The 19,723-nt window shown below is 41.3% G+C and carries 15 protein-coding genes; 10 read left to right on the forward strand and 5 right to left on the reverse strand.

Annotated elements, in window-relative coordinates; all coding sequences use genetic code 11:
- The first annotated feature begins 9 nt into the window (after window positions 1–9).
- Together EG365_RS13310 and EG365_RS13315 are read left to right on the forward strand one after the other, a co-directional pair.
- Window positions 10–1,650 carry a thiamine pyrophosphate-binding protein gene (locus EG365_RS13310; protein WP_000140233.1) on the forward strand — a complete coding sequence of 547 codons (1,641 nt, stop codon included), beginning with the start codon at window positions 10–12 and terminating at the stop codon, window positions 1,648–1,650.
- Between the two features lie 155 nt (window positions 1,651–1,805).
- On the forward strand, window positions 1,806–3,002 hold the full coding sequence (locus EG365_RS13315) for a hypothetical protein (RefSeq protein ID WP_000753775.1): 1,197 nt from the start codon (window positions 1,806–1,808) through the stop codon (window positions 3,000–3,002).
- Window positions 3,003–3,064: 62 nt separating this feature from the next.
- On the opposite strand, the gene EG365_RS13320 is transcribed toward EG365_RS13315, so the two are convergent.
- On the reverse strand, window positions 3,065–4,363 hold the full coding sequence (locus EG365_RS13320) for an MFS transporter (protein WP_000371873.1): 1,299 nt from the start codon (window positions 4,361–4,363) through the stop codon (window positions 3,065–3,067).
- Between the two features lie 234 nt (window positions 4,364–4,597).
- On the opposite strand from EG365_RS13320, the gene def reads away from it, so the two are divergent.
- Both def and EG365_RS13330 read left to right on the forward strand, forming a co-directional pair.
- On the forward strand, window positions 4,598–5,080 hold the full coding sequence (def, locus tag EG365_RS13325) for a peptide deformylase (RefSeq protein WP_000117812.1): 483 nt from the start codon (window positions 4,598–4,600) through the stop codon (window positions 5,078–5,080).
- A 178-nt stretch (window positions 5,081–5,258) separates the two neighbouring features.
- Window positions 5,259–6,581: a glutaminase gene (locus EG365_RS13330; RefSeq protein WP_000856712.1), complete on the forward strand. Its 1,323-nt coding sequence runs from the start codon at window positions 5,259–5,261 to the stop codon at window positions 6,579–6,581.
- On the opposite strand, the gene EG365_RS13335 is transcribed toward EG365_RS13330, so the two are convergent.
- Entirely contained in the window at window positions 6,548–7,336 is a 789-nt protein-coding gene (locus EG365_RS13335; RefSeq protein WP_001285132.1) for an AraC family transcriptional regulator, read from the reverse strand. The genes EG365_RS13330 and EG365_RS13335 overlap by 34 nt on opposite strands.
- Before the next feature lie 106 nt (window positions 7,337–7,442).
- Between EG365_RS13335 and EG365_RS13340 the strand changes: the two genes are divergently transcribed.
- Window positions 7,443–8,663: an MFS transporter gene (locus EG365_RS13340; protein ID WP_000204260.1), complete on the forward strand. Its 1,221-nt coding sequence runs from the start codon at window positions 7,443–7,445 to the stop codon at window positions 8,661–8,663.
- 67 nt (window positions 8,664–8,730) lie between these two features.
- Here EG365_RS13340 and EG365_RS13345 read toward each other — a convergent pair whose 3' ends face one another.
- A complete protein-coding gene (locus EG365_RS13345; protein WP_000731749.1) occupies window positions 8,731–9,876 on the reverse strand; it encodes an aldose epimerase family protein in 1,146 nt (381 codons plus the stop codon).
- A 191-nt stretch (window positions 9,877–10,067) separates the two neighbouring features.
- Between EG365_RS13345 and EG365_RS13355 the strand changes: the two genes are divergently transcribed.
- Window positions 10,068–10,514 carry a hypothetical protein gene (locus EG365_RS13355; protein ID WP_001016338.1) on the forward strand — a complete coding sequence of 149 codons (447 nt, stop codon included), beginning with the start codon at window positions 10,068–10,070 and terminating at the stop codon, window positions 10,512–10,514.
- Between the two features lie 11 nt (window positions 10,515–10,525).
- Here the strand turns inward: EG365_RS13355 and EG365_RS13360 are convergent, their stop codons facing one another.
- On the reverse strand, window positions 10,526–11,401 hold the full coding sequence (locus EG365_RS13360; RefSeq protein ID WP_002000873.1) for a LysR substrate-binding domain-containing protein: 876 nt from the start codon (window positions 11,399–11,401) through the stop codon (window positions 10,526–10,528).
- 184 nt (window positions 11,402–11,585) lie between these two features.
- Between EG365_RS13360 and EG365_RS13365 the strand changes: the two genes are divergently transcribed.
- The 4 genes from EG365_RS13365 to EG365_RS13380 all read left to right on the forward strand — a co-directional run bounded on the left by EG365_RS13365 (window position 11,586) and on the right by EG365_RS13380 (window position 15,592).
- On the forward strand, window positions 11,586–12,335 hold the full coding sequence (locus tag EG365_RS13365) for an SDR family NAD(P)-dependent oxidoreductase (protein WP_000926498.1): 750 nt from the start codon (window positions 11,586–11,588) through the stop codon (window positions 12,333–12,335).
- A gap of 75 nt (window positions 12,336–12,410) precedes the next feature.
- Window positions 12,411–13,712, forward strand: a complete 1,302-nt coding sequence (locus tag EG365_RS13370; protein ID WP_000381874.1) for an MFS transporter — start codon at window positions 12,411–12,413, stop codon at window positions 13,710–13,712.
- A 19-nt stretch (window positions 13,713–13,731) separates the two neighbouring features.
- Window positions 13,732–14,577: a transketolase gene (locus tag EG365_RS13375; RefSeq protein WP_000935661.1), complete on the forward strand. Its 846-nt coding sequence runs from the start codon at window positions 13,732–13,734 to the stop codon at window positions 14,575–14,577.
- A gap of 10 nt (window positions 14,578–14,587) precedes the next feature.
- Entirely contained in the window at window positions 14,588–15,592 is a 1,005-nt protein-coding gene (locus tag EG365_RS13380) for a transketolase family protein (protein WP_000080253.1), read from the forward strand.
- Between the two features lie 80 nt (window positions 15,593–15,672).
- Here EG365_RS13380 and metH read toward each other — a convergent pair whose 3' ends face one another.
- On the reverse strand, window positions 15,673–19,359 hold the full coding sequence (metH, locus tag EG365_RS13385; RefSeq protein ID WP_000105333.1) for a methionine synthase: 3,687 nt from the start codon (window positions 19,357–19,359) through the stop codon (window positions 15,673–15,675).
- Between the last annotated feature and the right edge of the window lie 364 nt (window positions 19,360–19,723).

Here is a 19,723-nt window from a genome sequence, read left to right on the forward strand (position 1 = left end):
GGAACAGACATGACTGAACGTGTAAATGTAGGCGAAGCAATCGCAAGAGTTTTAGAAGCGCACCAAGTTGATAGTATTTATGGTGTTATTTCCATCCACAATTTACCTATTGCCGATGCGGTAGGGCGCCGTGAAAAAATGCGCTTTGTTGCAGCACGTGGTGAAGCGGGTGCGGTTACTATGGCAGATGCACACTCACGCTTTAAAGGCTTAGGTGTAGCGTTGACCAGTACAGGTGCTGGCGCTGGTAATGCAGTGGGTTCACTGATTGAAGCAATGAATGCGGGTAGCCCTGTATTGCATTTAACGGGGCAAGTTGAGCGTGAGTACCTTGACCGTGATGCAAGCTTCATTCATGAAACCAAAGACCAACTTACATTCTTACGTGCATCAAGCAAAGCGGCGTTCCGTATTACCAGCCCAGACAATGCTGTTGGTGTGATTCGTGAGGCTATTCGTGTCGCAACTACAGTTCCAATGGGGCCAGTAAGTGTTGAGTTACCCATTGATGTACAAGCAGCAGAGATTGATTTGCCACTTAATCTTGGGCCAGTGAAAGCACTTGAGTTGCCACAGGCAGAGCAAGCTGAAATTGATCTTCTTGTCAGTGAAATCAAAAAAGCAAAACGCCCGATTTTCTGGATTGGTGGTGGAACTTTAAACAGTGTTGCTGAAGTGAAAGCAATTGCAGATTTAGGTATTCCGGTTGTTTCATCGACTCATGCTCGTGGGGTGTTGCCAGATGACCATCCACGTAGCTTAGGTGCTTTCCATAACTCGGCAGGTGTTGAGCAATTATTAAAAGATGCTGACCTGATGGTGGTAGTGGGTTCTCGTTTACGTAGTAATGAAACAAAAACTTATTCGGTTGAATTTCCTGAAAACATTATTCAGGTAGATGCAAACCCTGTGGCTCAGCAACGTAATTACAAAATCCGCAACTTCATTTGTGGCGATGCTAAAGATGTCTTAACACGTGTGTTAGAACAGCTTCAAGGAACTTCAAAAGTTGATGCCGATTACGATGCTGCTGTAGTAGCTGCTAAACAAGCTGCGATTGATGCACTGCGTAAACAAATCGACCAATACGCTTTAATTTGTGATCACTTACGTGCAGCTTTACCTCAAGACGGCATTTTTGTACGTGACATCACCATGTCGGGTAGTACATGGGGCAGTCGTTTATTCCCGGTACAAGCGCCAAACCAAAACATCCACTCACTTGCGGGTGCAATTGGTTTAGGCCTTGCAACAGCAATCGGTGCTTCGATTGCTAACCCTGACAAAAAAGTAATTGGTTTAGTCGGTGATGGCGGCTTAATGCTGGGTATTGGTGAAATTGCAACTATGGTGCAAGAAAACACCAATATGGTCCTAATGATTATGAATGACGGTGGTTATGGCGTAATGCGTGGCATTCAAAATAACTACTTCGGTGGTCGTCAGTATTTCAATGAATTACATACACCCGACTACAAACTTCTTGGCGAATCAATGGGTGTGAAAAGCTGGAAAGTCGGTAGTGCAGAAGAGTTTAAAACGGTTATTCAAGAGGCTGTCGCTTTTGAAGGACCAACCGTGATTGAGCTCGATATGAACTCGATTGGACCATTAAACTTCGCGGGTCCACCGCAAAAGAAACTGTATTAACCAGTTTGGATGGTTTAGTACATATGCGATGGGAGCTGCTAAGCCATCCTTTTTTTAGATAAATTTTTTTGTCTAAAAAACAATAAAAACGAAGTTTTACAGGTAAAACAAATAAAGTTCCAGCAGGACGCTGGAACTCAATCAAGGATGTAGAGATGAAAAAGACTTCATTGATCATGGCATTCATTGCACCGCTTACGCTGGGGGTAAGCGTCAATGCATTTGCAAAAGACTCATTGCTTGAATGGAAAAGTGATGATGGTACGGATTCATTAAAGTTAGGTGGGGTGGTTCGGTTAAATCAACGTTATGAAGATTGGGAAGGGCCAAACCGTGGTTTCGGTAAGCTCTATTTTGATATTTTCAGGGTAGATCTCAAAGGTAAGTTTGATGATGCCTATATCAACGCCAGCTATCTATTTCAAGACCAACAGAAAACGTCCATTGAAAAAGCGTACGTGGGCTATAACCTAGATGCCAATAACAGCATTGAAGCGGGCCTGGTTTATAAACCATTTACGATTTATCCCTATCCGCAAAATGGCTGGACCTATCATATTCCATTCTTTTTAGGATATGGCAATAACATTGCACCGGGGCTTAACTGGAATTATCACGACAAAGATTGGGATGTAAAACTCGGTTATTACCCGCAAATGTTAGAAACCAACTTGCGTTATTCACCTGAAAGTGCAACTTATGATGACTTGCAAGAAAATGCATTTCCATCTCAAAAAGCTTATCAGAATGAAAAACGTCATCAGTTTAATACCCGCATTGTGCGCAAGTTAGAAACTGATTTCGGTAAGCAAGAGTTTGGTGTCTCGGGTGCAATCGCTCAGCTACATAACAAAGTGACTGATAAAGACGGTAAATATTATGCAGTCGGTTTGCATACCGAAAACAACTACAAACGCTTTAACTTACAAAGTTCGGTCATTCACTATCAGTACGATGCTAAAAATCCGGATGGTGTAAATAGTGACATGACCTTAATGGGCAATAATGGTTTTACACCTGCTTATTTCATTGCTTCGGAAGGAACCATTGCCAGTTTAAACCTTGCCTATACGTTGCCTGTGACCAATATGGGCAAGCTAAAAGCCATTAAGTTTTATAATGATTATAGTTATCTTGATAAAAAACGTGATGATTGGTCAGACTCGCAAATGAATACCACAGGGATGATGTTTATTGCTTCACCATTTATGGTTTGGGCAGATTATACGTGGGGTAAAAACTCTAACATTATTGGTGGGGCAACCAACTCAACGGGTTATACCTCTGCAACTTCACCAAATAGTGATAAATGGTTATACCGTATTAACTTTAATATTGGGTTTACTTTCTAAAATAAGCAGTATTAAAAAAACCACGCAATCGGCGTGGTTTTTTATTTAATAAGTGAAAATTTTTAATACCTGTTTTTTTCAAACTTATTCCAAAACACAAAGGCAGTTACAAAGGCCAAAATGGTTAGCGCGAAAATATAATACATCGCACCAATATCACTATATTGGCTGAGCCAATGAACTAAAGGTAGCGTCATACCACCAACAATTGCATACGATAAATTATAAGAAAATGAAATGCCCGAGAAGCGAACAGGCGCGGGGAACATTTTAACCATACTGCTCGACACCATGCCGACAGTACCTGAGCATAGACCTAACAACATATATAAACCAAAAATGGTTGAATGTGCCGCATGACCTAAACTGTTATAAAAAACTGCCGCTGTAAGTGCCACGGCAAGCGCACCGACCATCATGACTTTGCCACAGCCAAAACGGTCAGCAAAATAGCCTGCTAAAATACAGCCCACCATTTGCATGACAATGGCTGCACTTTGCATTTCAAAAGTCTGTGCGCGCTCAAAGCCAAATGAACCAATCAACAAATTTGGCATGGCTAAAATCACCACCACCACACATCCCGTTAAAAACCATGTAAATAACATGCCAATTGCAACGGCTGTTTTATGCGTTTTTAAGACTTGTTTTACAGGCATTTCTTTAGAAATTTCTTTACGGGCCTGCATGGCTTTAAACACAGGGGTTTCTTTCAAATACGTTCTTAAATAAAGTGCAACGAGTCCAAAAATACCACCCACAATGAAAGGAATACGCCACGCCCAGTCATGGATTTGTCCTTCACTAAAATTAAGTGAAATCCATAAAGACATGAGCGCGCCTAGTAAAATTCCTAAAGACAGTCCGGCAGTTAATAAACCATTTGCTAGTCCGATTTTTCTTTCAGGCACGTGCTCAGAAACAAATGTCCATGCGGCTGGAATTTCACCCCCAATCGCAATCCCTTGCACCACACGCATGAGTAATAAAAGTAGCGGTGCCAAATATCCGATATTTTCAAAAGTTGGCAAAATCCCGATAAATAGGGTAGGCAGCGCCATCAGTAAAATAGAAAGCGAAAATAGTTTTTTACGCCCGACCAAATCACCAAAATGGGCCATGACAACCCCACCCAAAGGCCTAAAAAAATAACCTGCTGCAAAAATGCCGTAAGTGTTGAGCATGGCCCAAAACGGACTAAGTGTGCTGGGGAAAAAGAGGTCGGAAATGATTTTGGCGTAAAACACGTAAATCACAAAATCGTAAAACTCTAAAGCTCCACCCAATGAAGAAAGGGCAAGAGTTCGTTTATCTTCTTTATTAAGATAGTTCGCGTCCTGCAAAGTTAATTCCTGATCCATTTTTTACTTAATTGTTGTAATTGAAGTTTGGATATTAATGGAAAAGTGAAATAAAAGTAAATGGAGGAAATTTGTTCTATAGGGCAACGCCGAATGGATTTACTCAGATCAAAAAGCTTTAAAACAAAAAACACTTTAGATAAAACAAAAACAGATGTAGGAATGACTTTTCTTTTGGGCCGTTCAGCGACACAATAAAACTAGTCATAGCCAGTTTAATAAGAGATTCAAAGGATGAGTGTGGTTTTACCTGTCGCAAAGCGTGGTGAAGATATTTTAAAACTAATTGCGGCTCCTGTTTCGGCAAATGAGTTAAACAGTAATTGGCTTTATCAGCTTGCTGATGCTATGCATGCAACTATGCTTGAGCGCAATGGAGTGGGGATTGCTGCACCGCAAGTTTATATCTCTAAACGCATTATTATTGTGGCTTCTCGACCAAATCCACGCTATCCGGATGCGCCTGAAATGAATGCTGTGGTCATGGTAAATCCAGAAATTTTAGAATTTTCGAGTGAAACGTGTTTGGGCGAAGAAGGCTGCTTAAGTGTACCGGATGAGCGTGGACAAGTTGAACGTGCAGAAATGGTTAAGGTGAAATACTTAACACTTCAGGGTGAAGCAGTTGAAACAATTTTTCACGGTTTTCCTGCTCGTATTGTTCAACACGAGGTCGATCATTTAAATGGAATCTTGTTTGTAGAAAGAATAAGCTAATCTTCAGTTTAAAGTTTTGAAAAAACTATAATGAGCTTGAAATAAATAAGAGAACAGAATTAAAATATTTATATCGTGATTTTTAACTCATTACAAAAGATATAATTTTAATATTATCAGCAGGTTGTGCTGAAATTTTGCGCGATGTTGTAAATCTCCTCATTTAAGGTTACTGACCATGAAAACCCCTCTCCCAGATTATTTGGCAAATGTTATAGAAGCCTGTGACATCGATAACAGCGGTCATCTCGCCGATTATATTCCTGAGTTGGCAAATGCAAACCCAAATCGATTAGCTTTAGCAATGTCTACGGTAGATGGTGAAATTTATTCGGTCGGCGATGATGATGTTGAATTCACCATACAATCGATTTCTAAACCTTTTGTGTATGCTTATGTTTTACAACAACTTGGTATTGATGCAGTTCTTGCGAAAGTAGGGGTAGAGCCTTCGGGGGAAGCCTTCAATGAAATTTCATTGGGTAAAGATGGTCGTCCAAAAAATCCGATGATTAACTCTGGTGCAATTACTGTACATTCCTTGATTCAGGTCAAACATGGTTTGCATAGTGCAGAAATTCTACGACGTTTTATGAGCGAGCTTGCTGGTCGCGAATTAAGTTTTGATGAGTCTGTTTATGATTCGGAAGTCAAAACAGCCTACCGTAATCTTTCGATCGGTTATATGTTGCGCACGGTGGGGATTTTGGAAACTGACCCTGTCGATATTGTGAATGGTTACATTCGTCAATGTGCGATCATGGTTACAGTTAAAGATTTAGTACGCATGGGCAGTGTACTTGCCAATGGCGGGGTCGACCCTAAAACTGGAAAACGATTACTGAACCGATCTGTAGTTAGACAAGTACTCAGTGTCATGATGAGCTGTGGTATGTATGATGCCGCGGGTGACTGGCTTTCAACTGTCGGTATTCCTGCTAAAAGTGGTGTAGCAGGCGGTATTTTGGGGGTGTTGCCGGGTCAAGTTAGTATTGCTGCTTTTTCACCTCGACTAGATGAGCACGGTCATAGTGTTCGAGGAATTGATATTTTAGAGCGATTATCTCGTGACATGGGATTACATCTCATGGAAGGTACGCCTTCTGCACAAACGATTGTACAAAGTCATTACCGTACTGGGAAAGATGCATCGTTAAGTGTGTATGTGCTTCGAGGCGTATTGAAATTTACCGAAGCTGAAATGTTGTTGCGTATTTTACAAGACGAGACAACGGACCAAAGCACAATCGTGATTGATTTAACCCAGATTTCACTTATCCACGATGTGGGTAAACGTATGTTCTTAGAAGGTGTAGATCGTCTGATTGATGATGGCCATACTCTTGTTTTAGTCGATCCTGAACAACGATTAGATCATGCAAGAACAGCTAAAGATCGAGAACTTCATGTTTATCATGATTTCGATGATTTGCTTGAAAAGCATGAGATCCCTGCAAAAAAAAAGACTTATAGCGACATCGCAGCACTTCTAAACTGCTGAGGTGTTTTACCTAGATGTCGCTTAAACATCGCACTGAACGCGCTGGGGTTGGTATACCCCAGTGACTCTGAAATTTGAGCAATAGATTCGCCATTCGCAATTTTACTCAAGGCAAGTGCAATATGCATTTGCTGTACCCATGCCCGATAAGATAGCCCCGTTTCTTTCTGGAACATACGCATTAAAGTTCTAGAACTCGCGCCAATATCATCAGCCCAATCTGTTAAATCTCTTGAATGGTTAGGCGTATGTAATAACTCTTGGCAAATTTTTAAGAGTCTTTTGTCTTTCGGCCACGGTATCTGGATAGGCAATAAATTGGCTCGCTGTATTTCTTCAAAGATCAAAATTTGTAAAGAACGGGAAAGCTCTTGAGAGGTTGCTGTATTTGGCGTTTCCTCTCGTTCAATTTCATTTAAACGTATTAAAAGTTCATGCAGCAGGTTACTCACCCGAATAATAAAGCAATGTTGTCCCATTCGAGCGGCTGCATTTACTTCAACCAGTGCCGTATTTAACTTAACGTGACTCAGTGAAATCACACTGTGCTCTACATTTGCCGGAATCCATAACGCGCACATGGGCGGCACAATCCATACATGATTAGGTGTAAAAACTTGAATGTTTCCGGTAGATGCATATAAAAACTGAGCACGCGTATGTGTATGAGTAGGCGTGATTTCTCGGTAAGAATGCTCGGAAGAGAGTCCAATTACCAATTCAGACAAATCGGACTGAATAAGAGAATCGGACATAAACTATCCTAAAAATTGTCACTTATACAATGATTATTGGAAGATAACTTTATAAGCGACAATTTACAATAAGCATCTCATTTAAAAATATTGGAGTTTTTCAGGTATGACGTCTTCAATACAATTGAAAGATGGTATTGCCAATACCGTTGCAAATGATCAGTCTCAAGGAATGATTATTAAAATTGTAGGCGCCGTGGCGGTTGCACATTTACTGAACGATTTAATTCAGGCAGTGCTACCAGCCATCTATCCAATGCTAAAAGCAAACTTTTCGCTGAGTTTTGCGGAGGTTGGCCTGATTTCGTTTGTATATCAAATTACAGGTTCGCTGCTACAGCCTTGGATTGGACTTTATACCGATAAACATCCAAAACCGTATCTTCTCCCACTGGGAATGGTCGTCACATTCTGCGGCATTATCTTGTTGGCATTTTCACCAAGTTTTGCTGTGTTGTTATGTGCATCTGCACTGATTGGGGTAGGGTCTGCCACCTTTCATCCAGAAGCTTCGCGTGTGGCGCGTATGGCATCGGGTGGGCGCTTCGGTACAGCTCAGTCGACTTTTCAGGTGGGCGGAAACACAGGTACTGCCATTGGTCCATTATTAGCAGCGTTACTGATTGTCCCGTTTGGGCAGCATGCAGTTGCGGGCTTGGTGATATTTGCACTTTTAGCGATTTGGGTTTTATTTGGGGTAAGCCGTTGGACAGTAAACCATGCTAAAAGTCAGGTAGCTGCACGTGCAACTCAAGTACATACTAAATTGCATGGCCGTAAGCTCATTATTGCTTTGAGCACAATTAGTGTGTTGATGTTTGCTAAATTTACTTATATTGCCAGCATTAGTAACTACTTTACTTTTTATTTAATTCAAAAGTTCCATATTAGTATTCAAACAGCTCAATTACACTTATTTGCCTTTTTGGCAGCTGTGGCTGTAGGTACATTTGCAGGTGGTCCAATTGGTGACAAAATTGGCCGTAAAGCTGTGATCTGGGTTTCATTTATTGGTATGGCACCGTTTGCATTAATGATGCCGTATGCAAACCTATTTTGGACAACAGTTTTCTCAATTATTGCAGGTTTGGTGTTGTCATCTGCTTTTGCAGCGATGGTGGTTTATGCACAAGAAGCTGTTCCGGGCCGTGTAGGCATGATTGCAGGTTTAATGTTTGGCCTTATGTTTGGGGTAAGTGGTATTGCCGCAGCGGGGCTAGGGCATTTAGCGGATATTAACGGCATTGAATGGGTATTTGGTTTATGTTCATTGTTGCCATTACTTGGTTTTGCAACAGCACTTTTACCAAACACAAAAGTTAAATAAATGAAAAGACTCTCAGCCATATTCAGCTGAGAGTCTTTTTAATATGAACATAGCCTCATTAGAAAGACTATTTTTGAACACCAAACTTAAATACGGTAACACTGTTATAAGTTTGATTTGGGTTTAAACGTGTAGACGGGAAAGCCGGTTGATTCGGGCTGTCTGGAAAATGCTGTGTTTCTAATGCTAGTGCGTCTGCTTGTCGATAGAGTACGCCATTTGCGCCAACAATATTTCCTAATAAATGATTGGCTGTATACATTTGGACACTTGGTTCAGTGGTTAAGACTTGCATGGTCCGTTTAGATTTTGGGTCAACCACAATAGCTGCAAGATTGAGTTTCCCTTGAGACTTTTGATTAATTACCCAAGTTTGGTCATAGCCATATCCATAGGCCAATTGCTGATTATTTGCTCGAATATCTTTTACGATTGCTTTAGGCGTTCGAAAATCAAAAGGTGTACCTGCAACTGAAGCAATTTCACCTGTTGGTAAAGAGTTTTGATCAGTTACCAATATACGGTCTGCATTGAGTTGTACCACATGATCTAGCACGCCATAAGGATTGTTCCCAGCGCCTGATAAGTTGAAATAACTGTGGTTGGTAAGGTTGACGACTGTAGGCTGATCAGTTTTGGCTTTATATTCAATCTTGAATTCATTTTGATCTGAAAGACTGTAAATCACTTCTACATCTAATTTTCCAGGAAAACCTTGATCTCCATTTGGACTGGTTAACTTCAGAGAAGCTTTAACAGTTTCACCTTTAGAAATGAGGGGTTTAACTTGCCAAACACGTTTATCAAAACCAGGATTGCCGCTATGTAATGAGTTCGGGCCATTATTTTTTTCAAGATTATACGTTTTCCCATCTAAGCTAAATTTAGCATTACCAATCCGGTTCGCATAACGACCAATTAATCCACCAAAATGAATGCCTTCCTTGGTATCAGTGACTTCATAGCCTTTTAGGTCATCAAAGCCCAAAACAATATTATTTTGTTTGCCTTGGGCATCGGGAGTCAAGATTTGTGTAATTACACCACCAAAACTAATAAAAGATACCGAGACTCCATTGTTATTACTCATGGTGTATAGATCAACTTTTTGGCCGTCTTGAGTCGTACCATATGGTTTTACATTTAACGTTGCTGCATTTGCCAGTTGTGCAAAGCTATAAACCGTAACACCTAAAATTGCTAATTTTTTCATGCTTATACTCTATTTTGTAATAGTAAGACTGGATGAATATAAGATTGATTTTTCATCTTTTTAAAGAGGTTTTTATTATATATAGTGTTAATAATAATCGATCAGTTAATGCTGAGTATTGAACAGTCGATACCATTTAGGGTTATAAACAAATTAACTTTATTAGCAAACTTCAGCAGTAAGCTATTTTTATGAATCATCCCAACTCGGTTTTAAAGTTTTCACTTGGTCTTAATGGCATGTCATTTGACTTAGATAACCAGCCCATTCACCTTGAGCAGGGCCTAGTTTTTATTAATTCAAAAAGTATCAGCAATGGTGTTATTGATGAGCTTGCGATTGAAAAGATGATTTATTTTATTGAAGAAATCATCGAGTCGCAGCCACTCAGAAATCTCAATATAAATGGTATAGCCGTTACGGCTGATACCACCATGACACAACTCAGTGAGTTATTTTTTAGTGCTAAAAAGCAAATCAGCCGTATCGAGCTTGAGAATGGATTTAATAGTTTTATTGAGCGTTTGAGTTACTACACAAACCAAGTGGATCCAAATCAGCTTTATATTTTTACCTACTTTGTATTTATCCGAGAGATGATGCATCACTTACGAGTTGAGCAAATTCAGATCATTTAAGAAATGATTTCTCAGCCTGACAATTCATCATGAATCCAGTTTAAAAATAGCTCAATTTTAGGAATAAATTGGTGGGTTCGTGGATATACCAAGTGATGAGCAGAGATTGGAATCGATAGCTCATCTGCAAAAACTCTAACCAACTTTCCAGATTCTAAGTAATTTTGAGTGAGTAAATTACTTTCTAAAACAAAACCTAGCCCGTGTGTGGCTGCCTCAAGTGACATATAAGAGCGGTCAAAACTCAAAGTGTAGGGAAATTCAGGAATGCTTAAACCCTGATGGGCAAACCATTGGGGCCAAGTCACTAAGGTTGAGCGCGATAAAATCAGATCTTTCTTTAATAAATCTTGAGGTTTATGCACAGGACTACGTTCCAGTAGCTTAGGGGACGCAAGCACTTCAAGTTTTTCATTACGAATGGTTCTGATTTCTACCCCTGTCCAGTTGGGTAAACCATGCCGAATATCAATGTCGATCTTATCGCGGGTAAAGTGCAAATTTTCATACGAACACGACAAATTAACCTGAATCATGGGGAACTTTTCTTTAAATGATTCAAGGCGAGGGAGCAACCAAAGTAAACCAAAACTTGGGGATGAATGAATATATAAACTGTCTTTAGGGCTTTTATCGGCAGCTTTTTCCGTGGCTAACATTAGGTTATGCAAAATGGTGGTGACATCTTGAAAATAGCGCTCACCTGAAGGAGTAAGTGTCACACCACGGGCACCACGAATAAATAAACTCTGCCCAATCATTTCTTCAAGCTTAGCAATTTGGTGACTCACTGCCGAAGGGGTGAGATTCAAATGCTCGGCTGCCTTAGCAACATTGCCAAAACGGGCAGTTTGCTCAAAAGCCTGTAATGTTTTAATAGAGGGCATCTGATTGAAATTGTTTTCACTACTGTCCATGAAATAATCCGTTTTTATCCCTAAAACTTATTTGAAAATAGCATAGACATGAATTTTTTTCATGCCTAGTTGAATTCGACATGATTGCTGGGCTTTGTGAAAAAAGGGATTCTAAGTCAGAACTCAGGAAATAAAGCGTAAAAGAGGATTCAACATGTTACTACAAGGAAAAGTGGCATTAATTACTGGTGCAGCATCAGAACGTGGAATTGGGCGAGCAACCGCAGAAATCTTTGCACAACAGGGTGCCAAAGTCATTATTGTTGATTTAGATCTTGCTCAAAGCCAAAACGCTGCAAAGGCGCTTGGTGACGGTCATTTAGGACTTGCTGCAAATGTTGCAAATGAAGAACAGGTCAAAGCAGCTGTTGAACAAGCACTACAGCACTATGGCAAGATTGATATTTTAATTAACAATGCGGGCATTACTCAGCCAGTTAAAACCCTCGATATTCAGCGCAATGACTATGACCGTATTTTAGATGTCAGCCTGCGCGGAACACTGATTATGTCACAAGCTGTTATTCCATCTATGAAAGCAAACGGTGGTGGAAGCATTGTGTGCCTATCTTCAGTTTCAGCACAACGCGGCGGTGGTATTTTTGGCGGGCCACACTATAGCGCTGCTAAAGCAGGCGTGTTAGGTCTGGCAAAAGCGATGGCTCGTGAGTTTGGTGGTGACCAGATTCGTGTAAATTCTCTTACTCCCGGTCTAATTCAGACTGATATTACTGGCGGTTTAATGAATGATGACCGTCGTCACGACATTCTGGCTGGTATTCCGCTGGGCCGTTTAGGTAAAGCACAAGACGTTGCAAATGCAGCACTATTTTTGGCAAGTGACCTGTCAGCTTATTTGACTGGTGTAACACTCGATGTAAATGGTGGCATGCTTATTCATTAAACGCTCACCATTTAAATAAAAATAGAATGATGGTCACAAGAGGATACTGTGGCCAAATGTAAAGGGATTCGCATGATGGATACAGTATTTTCATCTGAAGTAGATACAACGGTTCGTAAATCGGCGTATCGAAAAATTGCATTTCGGCTCATGCCATTTTTAATGCTTTGTTATTTTTGTGCCTATTTAGATCGGGTAAATGTGGGTTTTGCCAAGCTCCAAATGATGAGCGATTTACAGTTTAGTGAAGCTGTATATGGGCTAGGCGCAGGGATTTTCTTTATTGGTTATTTTCTTTGTGAAGTACCAAGTAACATTGTACTTCACAAGGTAGGCGCAAGACGTTGGATTGCCCGTATCATGATTACATGGGGCATTTTGTCAGGCTGTTTTGCCTTTGTTCAAACCGAATGGCAATTTTACACCTTACGTTTTTTACTGGGTGTCGCTGAAGCTGGACTAGCTCCGGGTTTGTTGCTCTACCTCACTTACTGGTTCCCGTCTTACCGCCGTGCACGCATGACCGTACTTTGGTTTATCGCAATTCCAATTTCGGGAATGATTGGTGGCCCACTTTCAGGCTTAATCATGGACCGAATGAGCGGTGTACATGGTTGGTTTGGCTGGCAGTGGATGTTTGTGATCGAAGCTATTCCCACAGTGATTGTCGGCTTACTTGTACTAGCTGTTTTAAAAGATTCAGTTCAAGACGCCAACTGGTTAACCCAAGACGAAAAGAACTTGGTGAAGCAAGAGCTTGCTCAGGATAACCAGCACAAAGAAGGTCATGCTAGCGTCAAAGAGTTCATCGCAGATAAACGTTTATGGCTACTCGCAGGTATCTACTTTTGTGTAGTGATGGGCCAATACGCAATTACATTTTGGTTGCCAACTCTCATTCGTAACTCGGGCATTAGTGATAACTGGCATATTGGTTTGCTCACAAGCCTGCCTTATATGTGTGCCATTGTGGTCATGATTTTGGCGGGGCGTAGCGGCGACCATTTCCAAGAACGCCGCTGGCACTTAATTATTCCGATGTGTGCAGGTGCTATAGCACTCACATTTGCGACTTTATTCGCTTCAAATCTAACGCTCTCTTTAATTTGCCTTTGCATCGCAGCCTCAGGTGTGCTGACAGCATCCTCTTTGTTCTGGATGTTACCGACCAACTTTTTGGGTGGTGTTTCCGCTGCGGCAGGTATTGCAGCCGTCAATAGCTTTGCCAACCTTGCCGGATTTTGCTCACCTTATTTAATCGGTTGGGTCACTACTAACACGGGTTCAAATGCAATCGGCATGTTCTTAATCACAGCAGTATTAATTTTCGGTGCCAGTCTGGTTCTGCGTGTTCCGGCAAAACTGGTCAATCGTTAATAAGGAATAGTAAAAGACAATGTTAAATGTTGATAAAGTAGGCCAAATTGCCGAGTTGCAACAACGTGCCTACCACATTCGCCAACATGCTTTACGCATGGGGCAAGTACAAGGCCAAGGCTATGTTGGACAAGCTTTAGGTGCAGCAGATCTACTGGCAGTATCTTATTTCCATGCCATGAAATATCAGCCTGAAAACCCTGAATGGGAAGGCCGTGACCGTTTTTATCTTTCTATTGGACACTATGCAATTGCACTCTATGCAGCCTTAATCGAAGCAAAAATTATCCCGCTTGAAGAACTTGAAACCTACGGTGCAGATGACAGTCGTCTACCGATGTCGGGTATGGCTTCTTACACACCGGGTATGGAAATTACAGGTGGCTCATTGGGTCATGGTCTTGGAATTGCAGTCGGTGCATGTCTAGGGCTGAAACAGAAAAAATCAGATGCTTTTGTCTATAACTTACTTTCTGATGGAGAGTTAAATGAAGGCTCAACATGGGAGGCAGTGATGTCTGCTTCGCATTGGAAACTAGATAACTTGATTGCCATTATTGATGTGAATAATCAGCAGGCAGATGGGCACTCCAGCGAAATTTTAGCATTTGAGCCAATTGTTGATCGTTGGCAGTCATTTGGTTGGTACACCCAGCGTGTAGATGGCAACAACATGGAAGCTCTGCTTGAGGCATTCGATCAGGCACGAAACTATGAGGGAGCATGCCCAAGAGTCATTATTTGTGACACCAAAATGGGTAAAGGCGTGTCGTTCTTGGAAAGCCGCGAAAAAACACATTTCATTCGTGTTGATGAACATGAATGGGACGACGCTTTAAATATTTTGACCCACTACGGACAGTAAGGAGTATACCATGAGCCAGTTAGCTAATCCTCCTAAGAAAAAACTAACCACTTCGGCAATGATTGCTTCTATTGCTGCGGAGGGCCAACCGACCAAACCAGCTCCATTTGGACATGCACTCAATTCCTTGACAAAAGATCGTGACGATATCGTAGGTTTATCAGCCGATTTGTCAAAATATACAGACCTACATATTTTTGCAAAAGAAAACCCAGACAAGTTTTTCCAAATGGGCATGGCAGAACAACTTTTGATGAGCGCAGCAGCAGGACTTGCTCGTGAAGGATTTGTTCCTTTTGCGACGACCTATGCCGTGTTTGCATCACGCCGTGCCTATGACTTTATTTGTATGGCAATTGCAGAGGATAACCTGAACGTCAAAATTGTGGCGGCACTTCCGGGGTTAACCACGGGTTATGGCCCAAGTCATCAGGCAACAGATGATATTGCAATTTTCCGTGCTATGCCGAACTTGATGGTTATCGATCCATGTGACGCCTTAGAAATCGAACAGGCGATTCCTCAGATTGCCGCGCATAATGGCCCCGTATATATGCGTTTATTGCGTGGACAAGTTCCGTTAGTGCTCGATAAATATAATTACCAGTTTAAATTGGGTAAGGCACAGGTGATTAAACCGGGTAAAGATTTACTCATTATTTCGACTGGTTTATTGACCATGCGTGCGCTTGAGGCAGCTGAAGAACTTGAAAAAGAGGGCATTGAGGTTTCAGTGCTGCATGTGCCTACCATTAAGCCTTTAGATGAACAAACTATTTTGGATGAAGTCGCAAAAGGTGGCCGACCTGTTTTAACTGCCGAAAATCATTCAGTCATTGGTGGGTTAGGAGAAGCTGTCGGCTCACTACTTTTAAGAAATGGTCAACATCCTCGTTTTGATATGATTGGTTTGCCAGATGCATTTTTAGATGCAGGCGCATTACCCACTTTGCATGATCGATATGGTATTTCAACTGAAGCAGTTAAAGAGAAGATTAAGGCACATTTGAAGTAGAAAGATTAAACTTTCAAATTGAAAAGGGCGTGATGGGGAATTCCTTCACGCCCTATTTTTAAACAGGGTTATTTAAGAACTTAAACAATCGAGTCATCTAAATTCGGAGCTAACCAACGCTTCGCTTCATCCAGTGTCCAACCTTTACGTTTTGCATAATCTTCAAGTTGGTCTTGAGAGATTTTACCCACGTTAAAGTATTCACTCTGAGGATGAGAATAATAGAAACCACTTACTGAAGATGGCGGCATCATTGCAAAGTGCTCAGTCAGTTTGGTGCCGATTTTGTCGGTAGAACCTAACCAGTCGAACAACACTGCTTTTTCAGAGTGCTCTGGGCAAGCAGGGTAGCCTGGTGCAGGGCGAATACCGACATATTTCTCTTTAATCAGTTCTTCATTGCTGAGCTGCTCATCAGCTTTATAGCCCCAGAACTCTTTACGAATACGTTCATGTAAGTGTTCGGCAAAAGCTTCGGCAAAACGGTCAGCTAATGACTGCACTAAAATTGCAGAGTAGTCATCACCTTTGGCTTTGTATTCATTTGCCAGTTCTTCTGCACCAAAAATCGATACAGTGAATCCGCCCAAGTAGTCTTGCTGCTCGCGATCAGCTCGAATGTAATCTGCCAAGGATAAATTTGGTTTGCCTGTCACCTTGTCAGATTGCTGGCGTAAGTGCTCAAAAGTATGCGTAACATTTTGACCAGCTTCATCAAATACGCTGACGGTATCTGCATCTGTACGCTGAGCAGGGAACATACCAAATACAGCACGAGCATCAAAACGATTGTTGTCGATAATATCTTTCAACATCGCTTGTGCCTGGTTGTAAAGGTCAGTTGCTGCTTCGCCGACCACTTCATCTTCTAAAATTTTCGGGAATTTGCCAGTTAAACTCCAAGAAATAAAGAATGGCGTCCAGTCAAAATAATCCACGAGTGTAGCAAGCGGATAATTCTTTAAAACTTGTGTTCCCAAAAGATTTGGTTTTGGTGGCACGTAGCTTTCATCAATTTTAAAACCATTTTCAACCGACTCTTTATAAGTCAGTTTGGCTGCTTTTGGTTGTTTGTTGGCTAAACGCTCACGAATTTTGGCATATTCAGCACGATGCTCTTCAATAAATGCTCCACGCATTTCTTTCGAAAGCAAGGTTGTCGCTACACCAACAGCACGTGAAGCATCGGCAACATAAATTACCGCATCGTTTTGATACTGAGGGTCAATTTTTACTGCTGTATGTGCTTTAGAAGTAGTCGCGCCACCAATTAATAAAGGAATGTTAAAGCCTTTACGCTGCATTTCTTTAGCAACAAATACCATTTCATCTAAAGATGGGGTGATCAGACCAGACAGTCCAATGATGTCACATTTTTCATCAATTGCAGTTTGTAAGATTTTCTCGCAAGGGACCATTACGCCAAGGTCAACAATGTCATAGCCATTACAGCCAAGTACTACGCCTACAATATTTTTACCAATATCGTGTACGTCACCTTTAACCGTTGCCATTAGGACTTTACCTTTAGACTGTCCTTCGGTCTTTTCAGCTTCGATGTACGGGTTGAGCCATGCTACTGCTTGTTTCATGACTCGGGCAGATTTTACAACTTGTGGCAAGAACATTTTGCCTGAACCGAACAAGTCACCGACGACGTTCATGCCGTCCATCAGTGGCCCTTCAATTACATCTAAAGGACGTTTTGATTTTAAGCGGGCTTCTTCGGTGTCTTGGTCAATATAAGTCGTAATACCTTTAACCAAGGCATATTCAAGACGTTTTTCAACTGACTCATTACGCCATTCAAGGTTCTCGGCTTCTTTTGTTGCACCACCTTGTCCACGGTATTTTTCTGCAACTTCAAGTAGTTTCTCAGTCGCGACTTGACCAGACTCACCTTGATTTTGGTTTAAAATGACATCTTCAACCGCTTCTTTTAGCTCGGTAGGAATATCATCATAAATAGCCATTTGACCTGCGTTCACAATACCCATGGTCATGCCTTGCTTGATGGCATGGTACAAGAATACAGAGTGAATGGCCTCACGAACTGGTTCATTGCCACGGAATGAGAACGAAACGTTAGACACACCACCAGAAATCATGGCGTGCGGTAAGTTCTGTTTAATCCAGCCCGTTGCTTCAATAAAATCGACTGCGTAGTTGTTATGTTCTTCAATACCAGTCGCAACTGCAAACACGTTCGGGTCAAAAATAATATCTTCAGCAGGGAAGCCTACTTCGTTAACCAAAATGTCATAAGAGCGCTTACAGATTTCACGTTTACGTTCAGCAGTGTCGGCCTGACCTACTTCGTCAAAGGCCATCACAATAATTGCAGCACCATATTGACGGCAGAGGCGGGCCTTTTCAACAAACTCGTCATAACCTTCTTTTAAGGAAATTGAGTTAACAACCGGTTTACCTTGTACGCATTTTAAGCCGGCTTCAATGATTTCCCATTTCGATGAGTCAATCATGATCGGTACACGTGAAATGTCCGGTTCGGATGCTACAAGGTTTAAGAAATGCACCATCGCATTTTGCGAATCGAGCATCCCTTCATCCATGTTAATGTCGATAATCTGTGCGCCAGCTTCAACCTGCTGCTGTGCAACTTCTAAAGCTTCTGCAAAGTTTTCTTCACGAATGAGACGTAAGAATTTTTTAGAACCGGTAACGTTAGTACGCTCCCCAACGTTTACGAACAATGAATCATCATAAATATTAAATGGTTCTAAACCACTTAAGCGGCAAGCAGGTACGGTTTCAGGCACTTGGCGAGGCGCAATGTCTTTTACCGCATTGGCAATAGCTCGAATATGGTCTGGTGTCGTACCACAGCAACCACCAGTAATGTTAATCAAACCGCTTTCAGCAAACTCTTTTAAGAAAGCTGCAGTTTGCTCTGGAGTTTCGTCATATTCACCAAATGCGTTTGGTAAGCCTGCATTTGGGTGCGCTGAAACAAAGGTATCTGCGACATCGGAAATAGTTTTTACGTGAGGGCGCATGGCATCTGCACCAAGGGCACAGTTAAAACCGATTGAAAGCAAATCGCCATGACGAACCGAGTTCCAGAAAGCTTCCGCTGTCTGACCTGTTAAAGTACGGCCTGATGCATCGGTAATGGTCCCTGAAATCATAATTGGTAATTCGCGACCAATTTGTTTAAAGACTTCTTTGACTGCAAAAATCGCTGCTTTACAGTTTAAAGTATCAAATACAGTTTCGATCAGGATAATGTCTGCACCACCTTCAATTAGTGCATGAGTCGCTTCAATATAATTTTCTTTTAGTTCATCAAAGCTAATGTTACGAAAAGCAGGGTTGTTCACATCTGGAGAGATTGAACATGTACGAGATGTTGGCCCAAGTACACCTGCCACAAAACGAGGCTTGTCTGGCGTTGAATACTTTTCGCAAGCTGCTTTAGCTAAACGTGCTGCTTCACGGTTAATCTCTGGAACAAGATCTTCCATGTGATAGTCAGACATTGAAACACGTGTACCGTTAAAGCTGTTGGTTTCAATAATGTCTGCACCAGCATCGAGGTAGGCTTCATGAATACCTTGAATGATTTGAGGCTGTGTTAGAACCAAAAGGTCATTGTTACCTTTTAAGTCATGTGCCCAATCAGCAAAACGCTCACCACGATAGTCAGCTTCTTCCAATTTATGGCGCTGGATCATGGTTCCCATTGCACCATCAATAATCAGAATGCGTTTAGCAAGAAGCGCTTTTAGGGTGGCAAGCGTAGACATAGAAAACCCCGATCTTTATATGAATTTAAAAATGCGGCGCTATTGTAACAGAATAGCAGCACAAATGATGATCTACGAAGGTCAGGTGTAGCTGACTAAAAAGTTAAAAAAGAGATCGCTTTATGTCAAAAACAAAAGAATTTTCATGAAATATTCATCAAATGATCATGATATTGAAATATTTCATGCTCAATATGCCGAAATATTACAGTTGCTTTGTATGAAAAATAGACATATCGGTAATTTTATTTATTTTTTGCTGTAAAAATAAGCACAAAAGGAGCTCATAATTAATGGTTTAAATTATTGTATTTTAATAAAAAAATAAAAACAGTCGGGGAAAGGTGCATCAAATGAGGTCAAA

This window comes from Acinetobacter sp. FDAARGOS_494, assembly GCF_003812225.1.
Lineage (GTDB): Bacteria > Pseudomonadota > Gammaproteobacteria > Pseudomonadales > Moraxellaceae > Acinetobacter > Acinetobacter baumannii.

Excerpts from the sequence above, each read along its gene's own strand:
- EG365_RS13310 (WP_000140233.1), top strand. The coding sequence starts at position 10 with ATGACTGAACGTGTAAATGTAGGCGAAGCAATCGCAAGAGTTTTAGAA.
- EG365_RS13315 (WP_000753775.1), top strand. The coding sequence starts at position 1,806 with ATGAAAAAGACTTCATTGATCATGGCATTCATTGCACCGCTTACGCTG.
- EG365_RS13320 (WP_000371873.1), bottom strand. The coding sequence starts at position 4,363 with ATGGATCAGGAATTAACTTTGCAGGACGCGAACTATCTTAATAAAGAA.
- def (WP_000117812.1), top strand. The coding sequence starts at position 4,598 with ATGAGTGTGGTTTTACCTGTCGCAAAGCGTGGTGAAGATATTTTAAAA.
- EG365_RS13330 (WP_000856712.1), top strand. The coding sequence starts at position 5,259 with ATGAAAACCCCTCTCCCAGATTATTTGGCAAATGTTATAGAAGCCTGT.
- EG365_RS13335 (WP_001285132.1), bottom strand. The coding sequence starts at position 7,336 with ATGTCCGATTCTCTTATTCAGTCCGATTTGTCTGAATTGGTAATTGGA.
- EG365_RS13340 (WP_000204260.1), top strand. The coding sequence starts at position 7,443 with ATGACGTCTTCAATACAATTGAAAGATGGTATTGCCAATACCGTTGCA.
- EG365_RS13345 (WP_000731749.1), bottom strand. The coding sequence starts at position 9,876 with ATGAAAAAATTAGCAATTTTAGGTGTTACGGTTTATAGCTTTGCACAA.
- EG365_RS13355 (WP_001016338.1), top strand. The coding sequence starts at position 10,068 with ATGAATCATCCCAACTCGGTTTTAAAGTTTTCACTTGGTCTTAATGGC.
- EG365_RS13360 (WP_002000873.1), bottom strand. The coding sequence starts at position 11,401 with ATGCCCTCTATTAAAACATTACAGGCTTTTGAGCAAACTGCCCGTTTT.
- EG365_RS13365 (WP_000926498.1), top strand. The coding sequence starts at position 11,586 with ATGTTACTACAAGGAAAAGTGGCATTAATTACTGGTGCAGCATCAGAA.
- EG365_RS13370 (WP_000381874.1), top strand. The coding sequence starts at position 12,411 with ATGGATACAGTATTTTCATCTGAAGTAGATACAACGGTTCGTAAATCG.
- EG365_RS13375 (WP_000935661.1), top strand. The coding sequence starts at position 13,732 with ATGTTAAATGTTGATAAAGTAGGCCAAATTGCCGAGTTGCAACAACGT.
- EG365_RS13380 (WP_000080253.1), top strand. The coding sequence starts at position 14,588 with ATGAGCCAGTTAGCTAATCCTCCTAAGAAAAAACTAACCACTTCGGCA.
- metH (WP_000105333.1), bottom strand. The coding sequence starts at position 19,359 with ATGTCTACGCTTGCCACCCTAAAAGCGCTTCTTGCTAAACGCATTCTG.